This window comes from Streptomyces sp. WG7 (genome assembly GCF_049975785.1).
Taxonomy (GTDB): domain Bacteria; phylum Actinomycetota; class Actinomycetes; order Streptomycetales; family Streptomycetaceae; genus Streptomyces.
Genome location: NZ_JBNGGE010000035.1, coordinates 1 through 17536, shown reverse-complemented (window position 1 = coordinate 17536; position 17536 = coordinate 1). Strand labels below are relative to the sequence as shown.

15 protein-coding genes are annotated in these 17536 nt (G+C 72.6%); 7 read left to right on the top strand and 8 right to left on the bottom strand.

Annotated elements, in window-relative coordinates; all coding sequences use genetic code 11:
• Window positions 1-77: 77 nt before the first annotated feature.
• The 4 genes from ACP4J0_RS27890 to ACP4J0_RS27875 all read right to left on the bottom strand — a co-directional run bounded on the left by ACP4J0_RS27890 (window position 78) and on the right by ACP4J0_RS27875 (window position 4090).
• Window positions 78-2300, bottom strand: a complete 2223-nt coding sequence (locus ACP4J0_RS27890; protein WP_426601478.1) for an ArnT family glycosyltransferase — start codon at window positions 2298-2300, stop codon at window positions 78-80.
• A gap of 75 nt (window positions 2301-2375) precedes the next feature.
• On the bottom strand, window positions 2376-2984 hold the full coding sequence (locus tag ACP4J0_RS27885; RefSeq protein ID WP_426601477.1) for a TetR/AcrR family transcriptional regulator: 609 nt from the start codon (window positions 2982-2984) through the stop codon (window positions 2376-2378).
• A 91-nt stretch (window positions 2985-3075) separates the two neighbouring features.
• Window positions 3076-3303: a DUF397 domain-containing protein gene (locus ACP4J0_RS27880; RefSeq protein ID WP_426601476.1), complete on the bottom strand. Its 228-nt coding sequence runs from the start codon at window positions 3301-3303 to the stop codon at window positions 3076-3078.
• Entirely contained in the window at window positions 3296-4090 is a 795-nt protein-coding gene (locus ACP4J0_RS27875; RefSeq protein ID WP_426601475.1) for a helix-turn-helix domain-containing protein, read from the bottom strand. The genes ACP4J0_RS27880 and ACP4J0_RS27875 overlap by 8 nt, the downstream gene beginning before the upstream one ends.
• Window positions 4091-4252: 162 nt before the next feature.
• Here ACP4J0_RS27875 and ACP4J0_RS27870 point away from each other — a divergent pair, with 162 nt between their 5' ends.
• Window positions 4253-4729 (top strand): hypothetical protein, encoded by a 477-nt coding sequence (locus ACP4J0_RS27870; RefSeq protein WP_426601474.1) that lies wholly within the window; start codon window positions 4253-4255, stop codon window positions 4727-4729.
• Entirely contained in the window at window positions 4726-5001 is a 276-nt protein-coding gene (locus tag ACP4J0_RS27865; RefSeq protein WP_426601473.1) for a hypothetical protein, read from the top strand. The genes ACP4J0_RS27870 and ACP4J0_RS27865 overlap by 4 nt, the downstream gene beginning before the upstream one ends.
• 16 nt (window positions 5002-5017) lie before the next feature.
• Here the strand turns inward: ACP4J0_RS27865 and ACP4J0_RS27860 are convergent, their stop codons facing one another.
• On the bottom strand, window positions 5018-5389 hold the full coding sequence (locus ACP4J0_RS27860; RefSeq protein ID WP_426601472.1) for a hypothetical protein: 372 nt from the start codon (window positions 5387-5389) through the stop codon (window positions 5018-5020).
• A gap of 92 nt (window positions 5390-5481) precedes the next feature.
• Between ACP4J0_RS27860 and ACP4J0_RS27855 the strand changes: the two genes are divergently transcribed.
• From ACP4J0_RS27855 to ACP4J0_RS27840, 4 genes are all read left to right on the top strand, one after another.
• A complete protein-coding gene (locus ACP4J0_RS27855; RefSeq protein WP_426601471.1) occupies window positions 5482-6471 on the top strand; it encodes an esterase-like activity of phytase family protein in 990 nt (329 codons plus the stop codon).
• Between the two features lie 96 nt (window positions 6472-6567).
• Window positions 6568-10308, top strand: coding sequence for an ABC transporter ATP-binding protein (locus ACP4J0_RS27850; RefSeq protein ID WP_426601540.1), 3741 nt, complete (start codon window positions 6568-6570; stop codon window positions 10306-10308).
• Between the two features lie 86 nt (window positions 10309-10394).
• A complete protein-coding gene (locus tag ACP4J0_RS27845; RefSeq protein ID WP_426601539.1) occupies window positions 10395-10787 on the top strand; it encodes a hypothetical protein in 393 nt (130 codons plus the stop codon).
• A 94-nt stretch (window positions 10788-10881) separates the two neighbouring features.
• The gene (locus tag ACP4J0_RS27840) at window positions 10882-12306 is read left to right on the top strand and encodes a S28 family serine protease (protein ID WP_426601470.1); all 1425 of its coding nucleotides are present in this window, start codon (window positions 10882-10884) and stop codon (window positions 12304-12306) included.
• 57 nt (window positions 12307-12363) lie between these two features.
• Here the strand turns inward: ACP4J0_RS27840 and ACP4J0_RS27835 are convergent, their stop codons facing one another.
• Together ACP4J0_RS27835 and ACP4J0_RS27830 are read right to left on the bottom strand one after the other, a co-directional pair.
• Entirely contained in the window at window positions 12364-13041 is a 678-nt protein-coding gene (locus ACP4J0_RS27835; protein ID WP_426601469.1) for a hypothetical protein, read from the bottom strand.
• A gap of 124 nt (window positions 13042-13165) precedes the next feature.
• Window positions 13166-15016 carry a glycoside hydrolase family 3 protein gene (locus tag ACP4J0_RS27830; RefSeq protein WP_426601468.1) on the bottom strand — a complete coding sequence of 617 codons (1851 nt, stop codon included), beginning with the start codon at window positions 15014-15016 and terminating at the stop codon, window positions 13166-13168.
• A 602-nt stretch (window positions 15017-15618) separates the two neighbouring features.
• Between ACP4J0_RS27830 and ACP4J0_RS27825 the strand changes: the two genes are divergently transcribed.
• On the top strand, window positions 15619-16308 hold the full coding sequence (locus ACP4J0_RS27825; protein ID WP_426601467.1) for a GNAT family N-acetyltransferase: 690 nt from the start codon (window positions 15619-15621) through the stop codon (window positions 16306-16308).
• On the opposite strand, the gene ACP4J0_RS27820 is transcribed toward ACP4J0_RS27825, so the two are convergent.
• Window positions 16292-17092, bottom strand: coding sequence for a sugar phosphate isomerase/epimerase family protein (locus ACP4J0_RS27820; RefSeq protein ID WP_426601466.1), 801 nt, complete (start codon window positions 17090-17092; stop codon window positions 16292-16294). The genes ACP4J0_RS27825 and ACP4J0_RS27820 overlap by 17 nt on opposite strands.
• Window positions 17093-17536: the final 444 nt, after the last annotated feature.

Genomic DNA, 17536 nt, shown 5'->3' with positions numbered 1-17536 from the left:
GTGTCGATTGCGTGACGGCGGCCCCCGACCGTGATGGTCGGGGGCCGCCGTGTCGGATGTGCCGGGTGTGCCGGGTGTCAGGTGACGTCCGAGGGGTCCAACCGGTACACGGCCGACGTGTCTTCCGCCTGCGAGGCGGACTCCTCGGTGGAGGTGGCGGCGTAGTCGCTCTCCTCTACGGCCGTGCCGTGCTCCTGGACCCACTGGGTCACCTGGGTGCTGACCCCGGAGCCGCCGCCCGTACCGCCACCCATGCCGCCGCCGACCTGGACGTAGTGCAACTCGCCTTTCTTCACGAGCTCCTTGAGCCGGGCGAGGGTCATCGCGTTGTCGCTGCCGGACCAGCCCCACATGGAGATGACCGGCTCGCCGCTGCTGAGGATGAGTTGCGCGGCACTCTGCGAACTCGACACAGCCAGCAGCCACTTGGCGCCGTCCTGGTGCTTCTTCAGGTAGGCGATCAGCTCACTGCTCGCGCCGCCCATGCCGCCGCCGTTCGGCCGGTTGCCGGTGCCTGTGCCGCCGTCCGCGTCGGTACCACCGCTGCCGGCTGTGCCCGTGCCGTTGTCCGGGGGAGTGCCGGTCGGGGGTGTGCCGCCCGCTTCGCCGGCGTCGCCGGGAGCCTGGCCGTTCCCGCTGCCGTCGGGCAGCTCGCCGCCGCCCGGGGCGGTGCCGCCGGCCGGGGTGTCCTGGCCGCTCCGCGGCTGACCGCCCGGCTGACCGCCGGGCCCCTCGCCGGACCCGCCCCCGGGGAATCCGCCCCGGCCGCCGCCTCCGCCCGGGCCGCTGCCCATTCCGCCGCCCGTCGAGGGGCCCGCGGTCGGGTTGGTGCCGCCCATGCCGCCGCCCGAACCGGACGGCACCGACCACGCGTACGCCGCCGGGCCCGCGACCCCGGCGACGACCGCCGCGGCCACGGACACCGCAAGCAGCCGCACCCGGCGTCCGGAACGGAAGACGAGCAGCCCCGCGATGGCCAGCGCCATCACCACCGCGATCGTCGGCCACAGCCAGGTGTTCCAGCCGGCCGCGCGGCGCAGCAGCACGATCGCCCAGACCCCGGTGGCACCGAGGGCGAGCGGCAGCACCCACACCCACCGCCGGCCGGCCCGGAAGGCGTGCAGCAGCATGACGCCGCCGCCCCCGCACAGCGCTGCGATGCCGGGGGCGAGCGCGGTCGTGTAGTACGGGTGCATGGTGCCCTCGGCCATGGCGAAGGTCAGGTAGTGCAGGACCGTCCAGCCGCCCCAGAGCACCAGCGCGGCGCGGGTGAGGTCGGTGCGGGGCGCCCTGCCGCACAGCACCAGGCCGCCGACGAGTGCGATGCCCGCGAAGGGGAGCAGCCAGGAGATCTGGCCGCCGAGGACGTCGTTGAACATCCTGCCGATGCCCGCCGCCCCCGCGAAGCCTCCGCCTCCGCCGCCTCCGCCGCCGCCCATGTTGCCGTCGCCGCCGAGGATCCGGCCGAACCCGTTGTAGCCCGTGATCAGGTCCCAGGCCGTGCCGTCCGTCGAACCGCCGATGTAGGGCCGCTCGAAGGCGGGCACCAGGGACACCGCCGCCGCCCACCAGAAGCTGGAGACGGCCAGGGTGACAGCGGCGAGCACCAGGTTCCTGATGCGCTTCGTCCAGCCGAGGTCCGTCGCGTACACGTACACGGCGAAGACCGCCGGCAGTGCGATGTAGCCCTGGAGCATCTTCGTGTTGAACGCGAGCCCGAAGCAGGCCGCCGCGCCCACCAGGGGCAGCAGCCGGCCGCCCCGGACCGCGCGCAGGCCGAGGGCCGCCCCGGCCACCATCAGGAACACCAGCAGCGTGTCGGGGTTGTTGTCCCGGTTGATGGCGACCGTGATCGGGGTCAGCGCCAGCACCAGCGCGGCGACCGCCGCCGCGCCGTGGCCCCAGACCCGCTTCACGGAGGAGTGCAGGATCCAGATCGTGGCCAGCGCGGCCACGATCAGCGGCAGCATCATCTGCCAGGTGCCGTAGCCGAGGAGGCGGCAGGACAGGCCCATGACCATCAGGGCGAGGGGCGGCTTGTCCACGGTGAGGAAGTTCCCCGCGTCCAGTGAGCCGAAGAACCATGCCTTCCAGCTCTCGGTGCCGCTGAGTACGGCGGCACTGTAGAAGCTGTTCAGGCCGGCCCCGGACAGGTTCCAGGAGTACAGAACCGCCGCCAGGACGAGGATCGCCGACAGGACCGGCAGCGACCATCGTGGCGCGCCGGGGGACGGGGACGGGGACGGGGACGGTACGGGCGGCTCGGTGGCCGCGTGCGGTGGAGCGGTGGCAGATGTCACCACACCACCGTGTCCGCGGCCGATGGGCACGGACTGTGCCCCGCCTGGGGCTCAGCTGTGAATCCCGTGGCGGGATCACTCAGGCGCGGCCCACGGGGCGAGCAGGTCGCGCAGCAGCTCGGCGAAGGCCCCGTCCAGAGTGGCTTCCCAGTCCTGGTCGCCGACGGCCTCGGGGCAGAGGGCGGCCGGCCGGGCGATCCACATGATTTTCCAGGGTGTGGAATGCAGGGCGGGGTCGCTCCACACTCCGCCGTGCGGGGCCAGGGGGTGGAGCAGGTCGCTGACGCACCTCGTCACCACCTGCACCAAAGGGCCGTCGGTCGCCGTGTGTGCCTGTGAGAGCGCCCTGGAGGAGGTTCGGGCGACGGCGGCTGTCGTCGGATGGCGTCGGACGACGCGCACGACCTGCGCGAGGTGCTCGACGATTCCCCGGACGGTGCCGTCACTGGGGTGCGTGCGGTCCGCGCTGTCGAAGGCGTGCCCAAGTTCGGTTTTCAGCGCGCGCAGGTGAAGCGCGGAGGCGGTCTTCCAGTTGGAGTAGAGGTAGTTGCGCGAGACGCCGCACGCGCGGGCGACGGAGGGGAGGGACACGTTCAGTCCGTCGGTGCGCATGAGTGTGCGCGTCGTGCTGATCACGTGTCCGGTGCTGAGGGGGTCACGGTCGTGCCAGGGGGCCGGGCTCATGGACCCATGGTCCGGAAAAGCGTGAACTTTTGAGGGTGTTTGTCCTTGGGGCACTCAGATGAGCGACGTAAGGACGATTGGGCTGGAAAGTTCACGCTTTTGAGGGGGAGGGGTGCGTCTTGAGTGCCGTGATGAACGACGACCAGCCGACCGTCGAGAACACCAGCGCGGGGCCGTGGGGGACCTTCGAATCCCGGACGGGTATTCCGGCAGGCCAGTCGTCCACCACCTCCACGCAGCTGCCGCCCTCGCTGTTGCTGTGAGTCGAACGTCGCCACCCGTCCAGTACGTCGGCGTCAGGAAAGCTGTGGTCAGTCATGATGTCCGTAGTCCTTCGCAACGTCTCTGAGCAGGGCCAGTGAGTCTCTGAACGACATCGAGTCGCTCAGTGCGAGAGCGTAGCGAGTCTCGAACTCGCGAACTACGGACGGGGAATCGTGAAGCTTCCCGATTCCGAGGCCTTCGGTGTACGCCACAGGAGGCTGGTCCTCGAACCGCATGAGCGTGAGCATGCCGTCCATCAAGGGGTGGAAGCCGATGTCCTGGGGGAGGACGTGCACGCGGATTCGCCCGCGTTCCACCAGACGAGCCAGGTGGGCCACCTGCTCCGCCATCACTTGAGGGCCACCGACGACTCGGCGCAGCACCGCCTCGTCCAGCAGCGCCCATAGTGCCGGACTCTCCGAAGCGTCGAGGATCTCTGCCCGCTTCAGCCGTGTGACGACGAGCCTGTCCCATTCCTCTTCACTCAGGGGAATGAAGGACGGGCCCATAATCGCGCGCATGTACTCCTCTGTCTGGAGGACGCCCGGCATGTACGACAGGGCGAACTCCTGGATGGAGACGGCCTGGCGTTCGAGGTGCAGCGCCGCCTCGAAGTAGTCGGCGACAGCCGCCGTCTCCTCCGGAAGGAAGCTGCTCAGCACATTCCCCGTGTTCAGGGCCCGGTCCAGCCGCCGCGCGTCCTCCTTCGACGGCACGCGTCTCCCCGCCTCGATGTGGGCGATGTGCGACCGCGTCATGATGGCCATCTCGGCCAGCTGCTGCTGCGTCAGTTCGGCCGCCTCGCGCTGCTGCTTGAGCCAGTCGCCGTAGATGTTGCTCACCCGTTCGACCTCCGTGTGACAAAGGCGCTGTCACATCCGCACCTCTGGCGAGCCTAGCTCCGGCGGTCTCACTCTGTAGGCGTATCGCTACGGAAAGCGAGACCCCCGCGACCGTCGCACCGGTCCGGGGGCATGGTCACCGACCACAACGGAGTCGACGACATGCGTCACCGTATCGCCCGCGCCGCCGGGCCGCCCCTGCTTCCGCTCCTCCAACTCCTTCTGCCGGGCCCGGGCCGGCGACGCCGCCGACGCCCTCCGGCGACGGCACCCACCACACCCCCGCGCATCACCGACGCCACCGCCCGCCACGCCGGCACGACCACCCCGCGCGGTGAGGACAACGCCCTCGTCCGCCCCTGCCTCCTCGCCCACGAACGGCATGAGGAGGCCCGGCGGCAGCGGACCCGTCGACGCGCGCTGCGGTGCGCGGCGCACGGCGTCGGCCTCGGGTCGGGTGTGCTTCACGGCGTGGGCTTCGGGTCGGGTGTGCTTCACGGCGTGGGCTTCGGGTCGGGTGTGCTTCACGGCGTCGGCCTCGCGCCGCGTGTGCTCCACGGCATCGACGTCGCGCCGCACGTGATCCACGGCATCGGCCTCGCGCCGCGTGTGCTCCATGGCGTGGAGGCGGCCCGATGAACGACGGCGCGCGCCCGGCCCGGCTGCTGCCCTGGACGGACTCCGAGGGCAAGCCCTGCTACCTGCTGACCGACGGCGACGGACCGCTGTCCCGGATCGCCGATGTCATCGAGACCACCCAGCTCGACATGGCCGAAGACCTGCTGGAACACGCCGCCGACCTGCTCGCCGAAGCGCGGCCGACACCCGAGCAGCTCCGCTTCCTCCTGGCCCGGATGTGCGAGGCGCTGACGGACGTGCACCGCATCCCGGAGAACCGGGGCACGCGGTGACGCCAGCCGCGGCCCGTCACTCGACCAGTTCGGGGAACTCCTCTTTGAGCGCGGCGAGCTGAGCGCGATGTCCGGCGTTGAAATCGGCCAGTTCCGGCAGGCCCAGGTTCTTGTCGAGGGCGACGGCCTGCGCAGGCACCAGGGCCGCTATCGCGCCGAACACCTCGCCCACCGCCTTCGCGTTCCGTTCCCGCTGGACAGCGGTCACCAGGTCCTCGAAGAGATCCAGCTCCAGGTCCTCGATCCGCCGGCGCGGACTGTCCTTCCCCTCGAACTCGTCCCGGACCGCCGGCTTGGGCGCGCCGGAGTCGACGAGGAATTTCAGTACCCGCAGCGTCGCGTACAGCCGCCCGGCCAGCCTCTGACCGCTCTCCCTCTGCTCTGCCATGTCTCATTACTTGCCGTCGGAACGCCCTCCCGCACCCCACCCTTCGAAAAGCGGCCAACTTCCGGCCACCCCTCCGCCCTACGGTGACGGCCATGCGCCCGAGAACCCTTCGTACCGCCCTCGCCACCCTCACCGCAGGTCTCGCGGCGGCCGGCTGCCTCACCGCCGCCGGACCCGCCGCCGCGCACGAGAGGCCGCCGAGGAACGACTGCTCGCCCGCCGTCTCCCTCACCGGCTTCTCCGACGCCCTCGACAAGACCACCCACGACGGGACCTACGTCGGCAACCTCTCCGCCCTCGCCCGCGACCGCCACGGCTCCCTGGCCGCCCTCTCCGACCGCTCCGCCCTCTTCCGGCTGGACGCGCGCACCCTGAAGCCGCGGGGCGTGATCCCGCTCGCCGACGAGAACGGCGCCGCCCTCGACGCCGAAGGGCTGGTCGTCGACCGCGACGGCACCTACCTCGTCTCCTCCGAGACCGAGCCGTCCATCCGCCGCTACTCCCGCACCGGCCGGATCCTCGACCGCCTCCCCGTGCCGGACGCCCTCCGCACCGCCCCCGAGGGCCGCGCCCGGACCAACGGCAGCTTCGAGGGGCTCACGGCCCTCCCCGGCGGCCGGACCCTGATCGCCTCCATGGAGTACCCGCTCGCCGGTGACCCGGCCGACCTGGTCCGCTTCCAGACCTGGCAGCGGACGCGGCACGGACACTTCCGGCTCGGCGCCCAGTACACCTACCGGACCGACACCGGCCTCGGCGTCTCCGAGACCACCGCCACCCCCGACGGGCGCCTCCTCGTCCTGGAGCGCGGCTTCACCTCCGGCGTCGGCAACACCGTCCGCCTCTACCTGGCCGACCGGCGCGGCGCCACCCTCGGCAAGACCCTCCTCGCCGACCTCGCCGACTGCCCCTCCCTCGGCGCCACCGCCAAGCAGCCCCAGCCCAGTCCGCTCCTCGACAACTTCGAGGGGATGACCGTCACCGGCCGGAGCAAGGGCCGCCTGGAGGTCCTGATCGTCAGCGACGACAACCAGAACGCCGCACAGACGACCCGCTTCCTCAGGCTCCGGGTCCGCGCCTGAATCGTTGCCGCGGGATGAAATCCCCGCTCGCCCGCGTTGGTGCCTTCCGGTAGATCAGGTGAGCAGGACGACCGACGAATGACCGGAGGGCACGGCGTGGACGCGCAACGGGGATGGGCACGACGACTGGCGGGCTACGCCTGGCGCTACCCCAAGGACGTCGTCCTCGCCCTCGGCGCCTCTCTGGGCGGCATGGCCGTCATGGCCCTGGTCCCGCTGATCACCAAGGTGATCATCGACGACGTGATCGGCGACAAGACCAGGGACATGGCGCTCTGGGCCGGTCTCCTGATCGGCGCCGCGGTCGTCGTCTACGTCCTCACCTACATCCGCCGCTACTACGGCGGCCGGCTCGCCCTCGACGTCCAGCACGACCTGCGCACCGACATGTACGGGACGATCACCCGGCTCGACGGGCAGCGTCAGGACGAGCTGTCCACGGGGCAGGTCGTCGGACGGGCGACCAGTGACCTCCAGCTGATCCAGAGCCTGCTGTTCATGCTCCCGATGACCATCGGGAACGTCCTGCTCTTCCTGATCTCCCTCGTCATCATGGCGTGGCTGTCCCCGCCGCTCACGCTCGTCGCCCTCGCCGTCGCCCCCGCGCTGTGGTTCATCGCCCGCCGCAGCCGCACCCGCCTGCACCCCGCCACCTGGTACGCCCAGGCCCAGGCCGCCGCCGTCGCCGGCGTGGTCGACGGCTCGGTGAGCGGCGTACGCGTGGTGAAGGGCTTCGGACAGGAGGAGCAGGAGACCGGGAAGCTCAGGGAGGTCGGGCGCAGGCTCTTCGCCGGGCGGCTGCGGACGATCAGACTGAACGCCACCTACACCCCCGCCCTCCAGGCCGTCCCCGCCCTCGGCCAGGTCGCCATGCTCGCCCTCGGCGGCTGGCTCGCCGTACGCGGGAACATCACCCTCGGCACCTTCGTCGCCTTCTCCACCTACCTCGCGCAGCTCGTCGGCCCGGTCCGCATGCTCGCCATGGTCCTCACCGTCGGCCAGCAGGCCCGCGCCGGCACCGAACGCGTCCTGGAGCTGATCGACACCGAGCCCGTGATCGAGGACGGCACCAGGACCCTGCCCGCCGACGCGCCCGCGACCGTCGAGTTCGACGACGTCGCCTTCGGTTACGCCACGGACTCCGGAGAGAGCAGGCCCGTCCTCGACGGTCTCTCCTTCGAGATCCGCGCGGGCGAGACCCTCGCCGTGGTCGGCTCCTCCGGTTCCGGCAAGTCCACCCTCTCGCTGCTCCTGCCGCGCTTCTACGACGTGACGCGCGGCGCCGTCCTCATCGGCGGCCACGACGTGCGCGAACTGACCCTGGACTCGCTGCGGGCCGCCATCGGACTCGTGCCCGAGGACTCCTTCCTCTTCTCGGACACCGTGCGCGCCAACATCGCGTACGGCCGTCCGGACGCCACCGACGAGGAGATCGAGGCCGCCGCCCGGGCCGCGCAGGCCCACCGGTTCATCACCGAACTGCCCGACGGCTACGCCACCACCGTCGGCGAGCACGGCCTGACCCTCTCCGGCGGCCAGCGCCAGCGCGTCGCCCTCGCCCGCGCGATCCTCACCGACCCCCGGCTGCTGGTCCTCGACGACGCCACGTCCGCCGTGGACGCCCGCGTCGAGCACGAGATCCACGACGCGCTGAAGCAGGTCATGCGGGGCCGCACCACGCTCCTCATCGCCCACCGCCGCTCCACCCTCGGCCTCGCCGACCGCATCGCCGTCCTCGACCACGGCCGCCTCGCCGACCTCGGCACCCACGAAGAGCTCCAGGAGCGCTCCGCCCTCTACCGGCGCCTGCTCACCGACCCCGACGAGCTGGGCGGGGTGTCACCGGGGCACGCCCGGCCCGCCGCGCCCGCCGAGGACACCTCCGTCCGCGACGAGCTGGACGCCGAGTTCGACGCCGAGCGCGGGGTCACCCCACGGCTGTGGACCGGCGACCGCGTACCGAAGGACACCGCCCTCGCCGGCACCCCCGCCACCCCGGAACTGCTCGCCCAGGTCGACGCGCTGCCCCCCGCCGACGCGACCCCGGACATCGACGAGGCACGGGCCGTCGAACCGGAGGAGTCCTACGGCCTGCGCCGCCTGCTGCGCGGCTTCCGCACACCGCTGCTGATCAGCCTCGCCCTGGTCACCGTGGACGCCGGCATGGGCCTGCTGCTGCCCGTACTGATCCGGCACGGCATCGACGAGGGCGTCACCCAGGCCGCCCTCGGCGCGGTCTGGGCGGCCTCGCTGCTGGGGCTGCTCGCCGTGCTCGCCCAGTGGACGGCGCAGACCGGCGAGATCCGCATGACCGGCCGGACGGGGGAGCGGATCCTCTACTCGCTCCGGCTGAAGATCTTCGCCCAGCTCCAGCGGCTCGGCCTCGACTACTACGAGCGCGAACTGACCGGGCGGATCATGACCCGGATGACGACGGACGTGGACGCGCTGTCGACGTTCCTGCAGACCGGACTCGTCACCGCCTTCGTCTCGGTCGTCACCTTCTTCGGCATCATGGTCGCCCTGCTGGTCATCGACGTGGAACTCGCGCTGGTCGTCTTCGCGACCCTGCCGCCGCTGATCATCGCCACGTACTTCTTCCGCAGGGCCAGCGTGAAGGCGTACGAACTGGCCCGGGAACGGGTCTCCTCGGTCAACGCCGACCTCCAGGAATCGGTGGCCGGGCTCAGGATCGTGCAGGCCTTCCGGCGCGAGCACGACGGCGGCCGGCGGTTCGCCGAACACAGCGACAGCTACCGGCAGGCACGCATCCGGGGCCAGTGGCTGATCTCGGTCTACTTCCCGTTCGTGCAGCTGCTGTCCTCGGCCGCGGTCGCCGCCGTACTGATCGTCGGCGGCGCGCGGATCGACGACGCGACGCTGACGACCGGCGCGCTGGTGGCGTACCTGCTCTACATCGACCTGTTCTTCGCGCCCGTCCAGCAGCTCTCCCAGGTCTTCGACGGCTACCAGCAGGCGTCCGTCTCCCTCGGCCGCATCCAGGAACTGCTGCGGGAACCGACGTCGACGAAGGCCCCCGACAAGCCGCTCGACGTCCAATCCCTGCGCGGCGACATCGCCTTCGAGGACGTGCACTTCCAGTACGGGAGCGCCGACGAGGAGGACGCCGCCCTCACCGGCATCGACCTGCGCATCCCCGCCGGACAGACCGTCGCCTTCGTCGGCGAGACCGGCGCGGGCAAGTCGACCCTGGTCAAGCTGGTCGCCCGGTTCTACGACCCGACGGGCGGACGGGTCACCGTCGACGGGCAGGACCTGCGCGCCCTCGACCTCACCTCCTACCGGCACCGGCTGGGAGTCGTCCCGCAGGAGGCGTACCTCTTCCCCGGCACTGTCCGGGACGCCATCGCCTACGGCCGCCCGGACGCCACCGACGCCGAGGTGGAGGCGGCGGCGCGGGCGGTCGGCGCCCACGAGATGATCGCGACACTGGAGGGCGGCTACCTCCACGAGGTCGCCGAGCGGGGCCGCAACCTCTCCGCCGGACAGCGGCAGCTGATCGCGCTGGCCCGCGCCGAACTGGTCGACCCCGACGTACTGCTCCTCGACGAGGCCACCGCAGCCCTGGACCTGGCCACGGAGGCGCAGGTCAACCAGGCCACCGACCGTGTCGCGGGTCGCCGTACGACACTGGTCGTCGCACACCGGCTCACCACCGCCGCCCGCGCGGACCGCGTCGTCGTCATGGACGGCGGACGGGTCGCCGAGGACGGTACGCACGACGAACTGCTGGCGCTCGACGGGCGGTACGCGCGGCTGTGGCGGACCTTCGTCGGCGCGGCCGAACCGGAGGAGCCGGTCGGCGCCCTGCACTGACACTCGCGCAACCATTCGACAGGTGGCGTGCGTCCGTACACCCGTACGTCGGTGATCGCCGTACGGATGAGGCGGAGGGGACCGTGGTGGGCCAGGGCGGGGCGGGAATACGACGGCGGCTGGCGCACGGCACGGCCCTGCTGGCCGCGGCCGGGCTGCTCGCCGTCGCGGTACCGCAGGAGGCACAGGCCGCCGCGGCGTGCCCGGGCCGCAAGGTACGCACACTGCAGTTCTCCACCGGGTCCGTCCTCGTCCACAAGCGGGGCAGCTACGTCTGCGCCGTCACCGTCCCCAAGAACCCCGGCACCAAGCGGCAGATGTCCGTCAGCGTGCAGGCGCGCGGCGGCCGGCCGGTCGTGGACGCGGGGCGGTTCGCCTACCGGGCGGGGCCGGTGACCGTGCACGTCGGGAAGCGCTGCGTGTGGGTGATGGGGAAGGTGTCCCGGGGCTCGGTCAGCTCCGGCTGGATCCTCTGCTGAAGGGGTCTTCGGCTGCCAATTCCTCATCTCCCCTGGTGTGCGGACGACTTGCTCCGATAGCTTCCGGCGCACATCTGCTTCACAGGGAGGGTGCATGCGCAAGGCGCTCAGATGGCTGCTGGCGCTCGCGGTGCTCATAGGCACCGTCAGCACGGCGGGCGCGGCCACCGCCGCCGAGCCGAAGGCCGTCGACATCAAGGACCGGCTGCTGTCCATACCGGGCATGAGCCTGATCGAGGAGAAGCCGTACACCGGCTACCGCTTCTTCGTCCTCAACTACACCCAGCCGGTCGACCACCGGCGCCCGTCCAAGGGCACGTTCCAGCAGCGGATCACCGTGCTGCACAAGGACACGGCCCGCCCGACGGTCTTCTACACCGGCGGCTACAGCGTCTCCACGAACCCCAGCCGCCGCGAGCCGACCCAGATCGTCGACGGCAACCAGGTCTCCATGGAGTACCGCTACTTCACCCCGTCCCGTCCCGAGCCCGCCGACTGGTCCAAGCTGGACATCTGGCAGGCCGCCAGCGACCAGCACCGCATCTTCAAGGCACTGAAGCCGGTCTACTCCGAGAACTGGATCTCCACCGGCGGCTCCAAGGGCGGCATGACCGCCACCTACTACGAGCGCTTCTACCCGCGCGACATGGACGGCGTCGTCGCCTACGTCGCCCCCAACGACGTGGTGAACCGCGAGGACTCCGCCTACGACCGCTTCTTCGCCCGCGTCGGCACCGAGGAGTGCCGCGACCGGCTGAACGGCGTGCAGCGCGAGGCACTGGTACGCCGGGCGCCGCTCAAGGAGAAGTACCGGGCGTACGCGGCCGAGAACGGCTACACCTTCGACACCATCGGCGGCCTGGACCGCGCCTACGAGGCCGTCGTCCTCGACTACGTCTGGGGCTTCTGGCAGTACAGCACCGTGAAGGACTGCGCCGGCATCCCGGCCGACGCCGAGAACGCCACCGACGAGGCGATCTGGGAGTCGGTGAACACCATCTCCGGCTTCTCCTTCTACACGGACCAGGGCCTCGCCCCCTACACCCCGTACTACTACCAGGCGGGCACCCAGCTCGGCGCGCCGACGATCCACTTCCCGCACATCGAGAAGAAGTACGTCCGCTACGGCTACCAGCCGCCGCGCAACTTCGTGCCCCGGTCGATCCCGATGCGGTTCGAACCGTGGGCGATGCGGGACGTCGACCGCTGGGTGCGGCACAACGCCGACCAGATGCTGTTCGTGTACGGCGAGAACGACCCGTGGGGTGCCGAGCCCTTCCGCCTCGGGCACGGCGCGCGTGACTCCTACGTCCTCACCGCGCCCGGCATGAACCACGGTGCCAACGTCGCCGGTCTGGTGCCCGAGGAGAAGGCCCTCGCCACGGCCCGCATCCTCGACTGGGCGGGCGTCGCCTCCGCCAAGGTCCAGGAGAACCCGTCGGCGGCCAGGCCGCTGGCGACGTTCGACGCCAAGCTGGACAAGCGGGACGTGCAGCGCGAACCGATGCTGCGCCCGTAGGACGGTGGCTGCGTCCGGCGCCGCTGAGACCCCGAGCCCGTGAGGCTCCGCGGTGGGTCACAGCGGCCGGGCGCAGCCCACCGGCCGTTCGCCGCCGAGACGGACGTAGAGGCCGGTGGAGGCAGGGCAGTCCCCCCGGGACGCGACCGCCTCGACCACCTCGAACTGCGGTTTCCTCTCGCCCTTGCCGTCGCACGCGGTCTCGCGGACCTTGCCGCTCCCGGCGTCGTAGACGCAGTCGCCGACGATGGTGCGCGGGCCGCCCCCGCCGCCCGGATCACCGGGGTGCGGCGGCTGGAGCTTGCGCATGCAGGCGTAGCCCCGCGGCACGGCCCCGTCGCCGTCCTCGTCGGCGGAAGGGCGCTGCTCGCTGATGTGCAGGACGAAGTCGGTGGTGGCGGGGCACGGCGGCCCGTCGTCCGCACGGCCGTCCTCCCGCGCCACGACCCGCGCCGCCGCCCGCTCACTGCCGCACGGCACCTCGGTGAAGCTGACCGTCCCGAACGAGCTGCACTCGTCGATCGCCAGGAACACCGCGCCGTACCCGGACGGCCGGACGGCGGCCGGGGCCGAGCCCGACGCGGCCTCGCCGCCGATCCGGGCGTCCCCGTTCGTGTCCCCGCTCGCGCCGTCGACCTCGCCCGCCGGGCCCGCCGGGCTCTGGCAGCCCGTCAGCAGCACGGCGCACAGCATCGACAGCGCGCACAGCACCCCCGCGGACCATCTCTCACGCATCGCCAACCCCCCGGACCCCTGGTCCAGCGTGCCCCGCCGCGGGCGGGGCACGCCAGACGCGCGGGGTGCATTGCGCACGGGTGACGGGGGCGCCCCCGGCGCGTGGCGTAGGCCGCGCTACGCCCTACGACCGGTACGACAGCCCGTGCCCGAGGGGGAACAGCACCGCCGCCGGGTCGTCCGCCCGCACCACCGGAACCGGCAGCTTCCCGCGCGGCCGTACCCGCCCGGCGATCACCCGGGCCGCCGCCCGCACCTCGACGTCGGTCCAGGAGTAGGCGGCGAGGTGGGCGGGGACGTCCGGGAGGTGGGCCACGTCGTACGGATTGCGGACCGCGACCGCGACGACCGGCTTCCCGGTCTCCAGCAGCCGCGCGACCAGCGTGCGCTGACTGCTGCGCGCCGTGACGTTGTACGTGGCGACCACCACCGCGTCGGCGTCCCCGGCCGCCGCGACCGCCCGGTCGACGACGGCGGCGGACGGGGCGGTGCCCGTGGACAGGGCGGTGGCCGTGAAACCCGACCGCGTCAGCTCGTCCGCGAGGACACCCGTGGGCGGCCCGGTCGTACCCGAGGGGGAGGCGGGGTCGGCACCCACGACGAGCACCCTCGGGTGCTCCCGCCGGGACAGCGGGAGCAACTGACCCTCGTTGACCAGCAGCGTGGTGGTCCGCTCGGCGATCCGGTCGGCCGCGGCCAGGTGACCGCGGGTGCCGACCGTGCGGTCGACGTCCCGCCGGCCGGTGTAGGCATCCTGGAACAGCCCGAGTTTCGCCTTCAGCCGCAGCACGCGCAGGATCGATTCGTCGAGCCGGGCCTCGGTGAGTTCGCCGTCCCGTACGGCCGTCAGGACCGCGTTCCAGGCGAGGTCCAGGTCCGGCGGGTTGAGCAGCTGGTCGACGCCCGCCTTCAGCGCCAGCACCGGCACCCGGTCGTCGCCGTACTTGGTCCGTACGCCCTGCATGCCGAGGGAGTCGGTGACCACGACCCCGTCGAAGCCCAGTTCCTCGCGCAGTATGCCGGTGAGGATGGGGCGGGAGAGGGTGGCCGGGTCTCCCGAGTCGTCGAGCGCCGGGACCATGAGATGGCCGGTCATGATCGCGTCGATGCCGGCCTCGACCGCCGCGCGGAAGGGCGGCGCGTCCAGCTCCTCCCACTGCGCGCGGCTGTGCGTGATGACCGGGATGCCGGTGTGGCTGTCGGTGGCGGTGTCACCGTGCCCGGGGAAGTGCTTGGCGCACGCGGCGACCCCGGACCGCTGGTACCCCGTCACCTCGGCGGTCACCATCCCCGCCACCGCCTCCGGGTCGGCGCCGAAGGACCGCACGCCGATCACGGGGTTGGCCGGGTTGACGTTCACGTCGGCGACGGGGGAGTAGTCCTGCCGGATGCCCATCGCGCGCAGCTCGGCTCCCGCGATCCGGCCGAGGGCGCGGGCGTCGGAACGCGACCCGCCCGCACCGACGGCCATCGCGCCCGGGAAGAGGGTCGCGGGCTCGCCCACCCGGGCCACGATGCCGTACTCCTGGTCGGTGGAGATGAGCACCGGCAGGCCGCGCGGCAGCCCCAGCGACGCCTTCTGGATGCCGTTGGACAGGCCGGCGATCTGGTGCGGGTCGCGGGTGTTGTGCGCCCAGGCGAAGTAGATGATCCCGCCGACCCGGTACTTGGCGACCAGCTCGGCCGCGGTGCGGACGCCGATCTCCTCGAGGTTGGCGTCGATGTCGGCCTGGTCCGGGTCGGTGGCGGAGTGGCCGTAGACCCGCATGACGAAGAGCTGGCCGACCTTCTCCTCCAGCGTCATGCGCGAGATGAGGGCGCGGAGCTTGTCGTCGCCGGGCCCGCGGGCGGCGTCGGCGTACGCGGTGCCGCCGCCGGCCGCCAGGGCCGCGGTGACGACCGCGGTGGCGGTGAGGACGGTACGTCTGGAGGGGTGTGCGGTGCTTCCCGGGCCGGCCGTGCTGCTGTGGTGCACGTGCGCTCCTTCCGGAGTGATCCGCTGGGGAATCGCTGGAGAGCTGCTGAAGGAAACTTCCAAGGAGTCACCAATATCCGGGAAGTTTCTGCCAGTCAAGGGAGCGCACAGGAGTCGTCCGAAGCGGTGAAGACCGAGCAGGTGGGGCCGCCGTCGGCGCGAGGGAGGGGGGCGCGCCGACGGCGGCGGGCTGCCGGCCGCGGTACGGATGGAGAGGGTGGTCAGCGATCGCAGCCAGCAGCGAGGCCGACACCGCACCGCGAAGACTCGTCCGGCAGCGTGCGGATTGGACGACCGGGGCCGGGGAGGGGTTCCCGGTCGGGAGAGGATTCTCCAAGTCGGTGCGTACGGGGGCCGTGGGGCTACGGAGACGGCGGGAGCGGCGGGGGCGGCGGGGGCGGCGGGGACGGCGGGGGCGGCGGGGACGGCGGGAGCGGCGGGGACGACGGGGACGGCGGGAGCGGCGGGGGCGGCGGGGGCGGCGGGGGCGGCCGAGGACGCCGCGAACGTCGAGGGACGTCCAGGGGGCGCTTGCCGGACGGCGTGCCGGCCCGCCAGGAATTAGTTGGACGGCGTCCCGCACCGGCGGAAGAATCCGCCCGGTGACGTTCGCACTGGAGGGCCCCGCCCTCGAAGGAGCCCTGGTCCGACTGGAACCGCTGGGCCCGCAGCACGCGGCCGACCTGGCGGTGGCGGCGGAGGAGGACCGCGGCAGCTACGCGTACACGTGGGTGCCGAGGGCCGACGAGGTCGGCGCCTACATCGACGCCCAGCTGGCCCGGGCGGCCACGGGACGGCTGGCGCCCTACGCGCAGGTGTCCCTCGCCACCGGGCGGGCGGTCGGCGCCACCGCCTACTGGGAACCCCGCTCCTGGCTGACGGACGACGCCCTCGACGCGATCGAGGTCGGCTTCACTTGGCTGGCCCGCTCGGCGCAGGGCACGGGCGTGAACGCCGAGGCCAAGTACCTGCTGTTCCGCCACGCCTTCGAGGTCTGGCAGGTGTCCCGGGTCGATCTGAAGACCGACGCCCGCAACAGCCGTTCCCGCGCCGCGATCGAGTCGACGGGCGCCCGCTTCGAGGGCGTCCTGCGCAACTGGTCCCGCTCCTGGGCGCCGGGCGAGGAGGACCGGCTGCGCGACTCCGCGATCTACTCGGTCACGGCGGCGGAGTGGCCGCGGTGCCGGGAGCGGCTGGAGCGCCGGGTGCGGTCGGCGGTACCCGCTTCCGCTTCCGCTTCCGCCTCCGCCTCCGCCTCCGCCTCCGCCGTCACGCTCACGCCGCGTCGCTGAGCAGCCGGGCGAGGTGTTCGCGGCCCGCGTCCAGCAACTCCGGCAGCGGGGCGGCCGACTCGTACCACCGCTTCTCGTACTCCCAGCACAGCCAGCCGTCCCAGCCGTGCCGGGAGAGCACGTCCACCACCTCGGTGAGCGGCAGCACACCGGCGCCCAGCGGCAGCGGCGTGGTGTCGTCGGGGGAGGCGATGTCCTTGACCTGGACGTAGCCGAGGTGCGGGGCGAGGGCCAGGTAGCTCTCCGCGGGCTGCTCGCCGCCCAGCCAGGTGTGCATCACGTCCCACAGGGCGCCGACCCGGCGGTGCCCGACCAGGCCGAGGACGCGCATCGCGTCGGCCCCGGTGCGGTGCGAGTCGTGGGTCTCCAGGAGGATGCGCACGCCGAGCTCGGCCGCGTACTCGGCGGCCGTGCCCAGCCGCCGGGCGGCCGTCGCGTCGGCCTCCTCCGGGCTCTGCTCCGTACCGCCGCCGGGGAAGACCCGGACGTACGGGGCGCCCAGGTCGCGGGCCAGGTCGAGCAGGGTGCGGATCTCGGCGATCACGGCGTCGTCGTCGCCCGGCGCGGCGACCCGCGCGTACCCCGCGAGGCCCAGCAGCTCCACGCCCGCCGCCTTGAACGCCTCGGCCACCGCGGACCGTTCACCGCGGGTCAGGCCCGGGTGGACCGGTTCCTCCGGGTGGGCGCGCAACTCGACACCGTGGTAGCCGTGCGCGGTCGCGAGCCCCAGGACGTCGGTCAGGGGCAGGCCGGGGACACCGAGGGTGGAGAACGCCAGCTTCATGCCCACGGAGCGTACCCGCCCCCGACCCGGCCACTCCTCCCACCGGCCGGGTGTCGCAGCCCCAGCACCGACGGACGGGCGCCGCCGCCCAGGCCGCCCTGCCTTGGCCGCCCTACGCTTGCGGAGGGGGTGGGGTGCAGGGTCGCCCCATCTCCTTCGTCCTGTGCTTGCGGAGGGGCGTGGCCGAGGCCGCGGCCCAGCCCGTTCGTCCCAGTACCTGCGAAGGCGCGCGGCGCAGGCCGACCAGCCCGTCCGGCGTTTGAGGACGAGGCCGTTCAGGCCGAAGCGGGGGCCTGGGGGCGGCAGCCCCCAGCGAGGCCCACACCGACGCGGGGCGGCCCCACCCCCCCCGGCCCCCCCCCCCCCCCCCCCAACACCCCCCCCCCCCCCCCGCGCCCCCCCCCCCCCCCCACCCCCCCCCCCCGGGGGGGGGCCCCCGCCGGG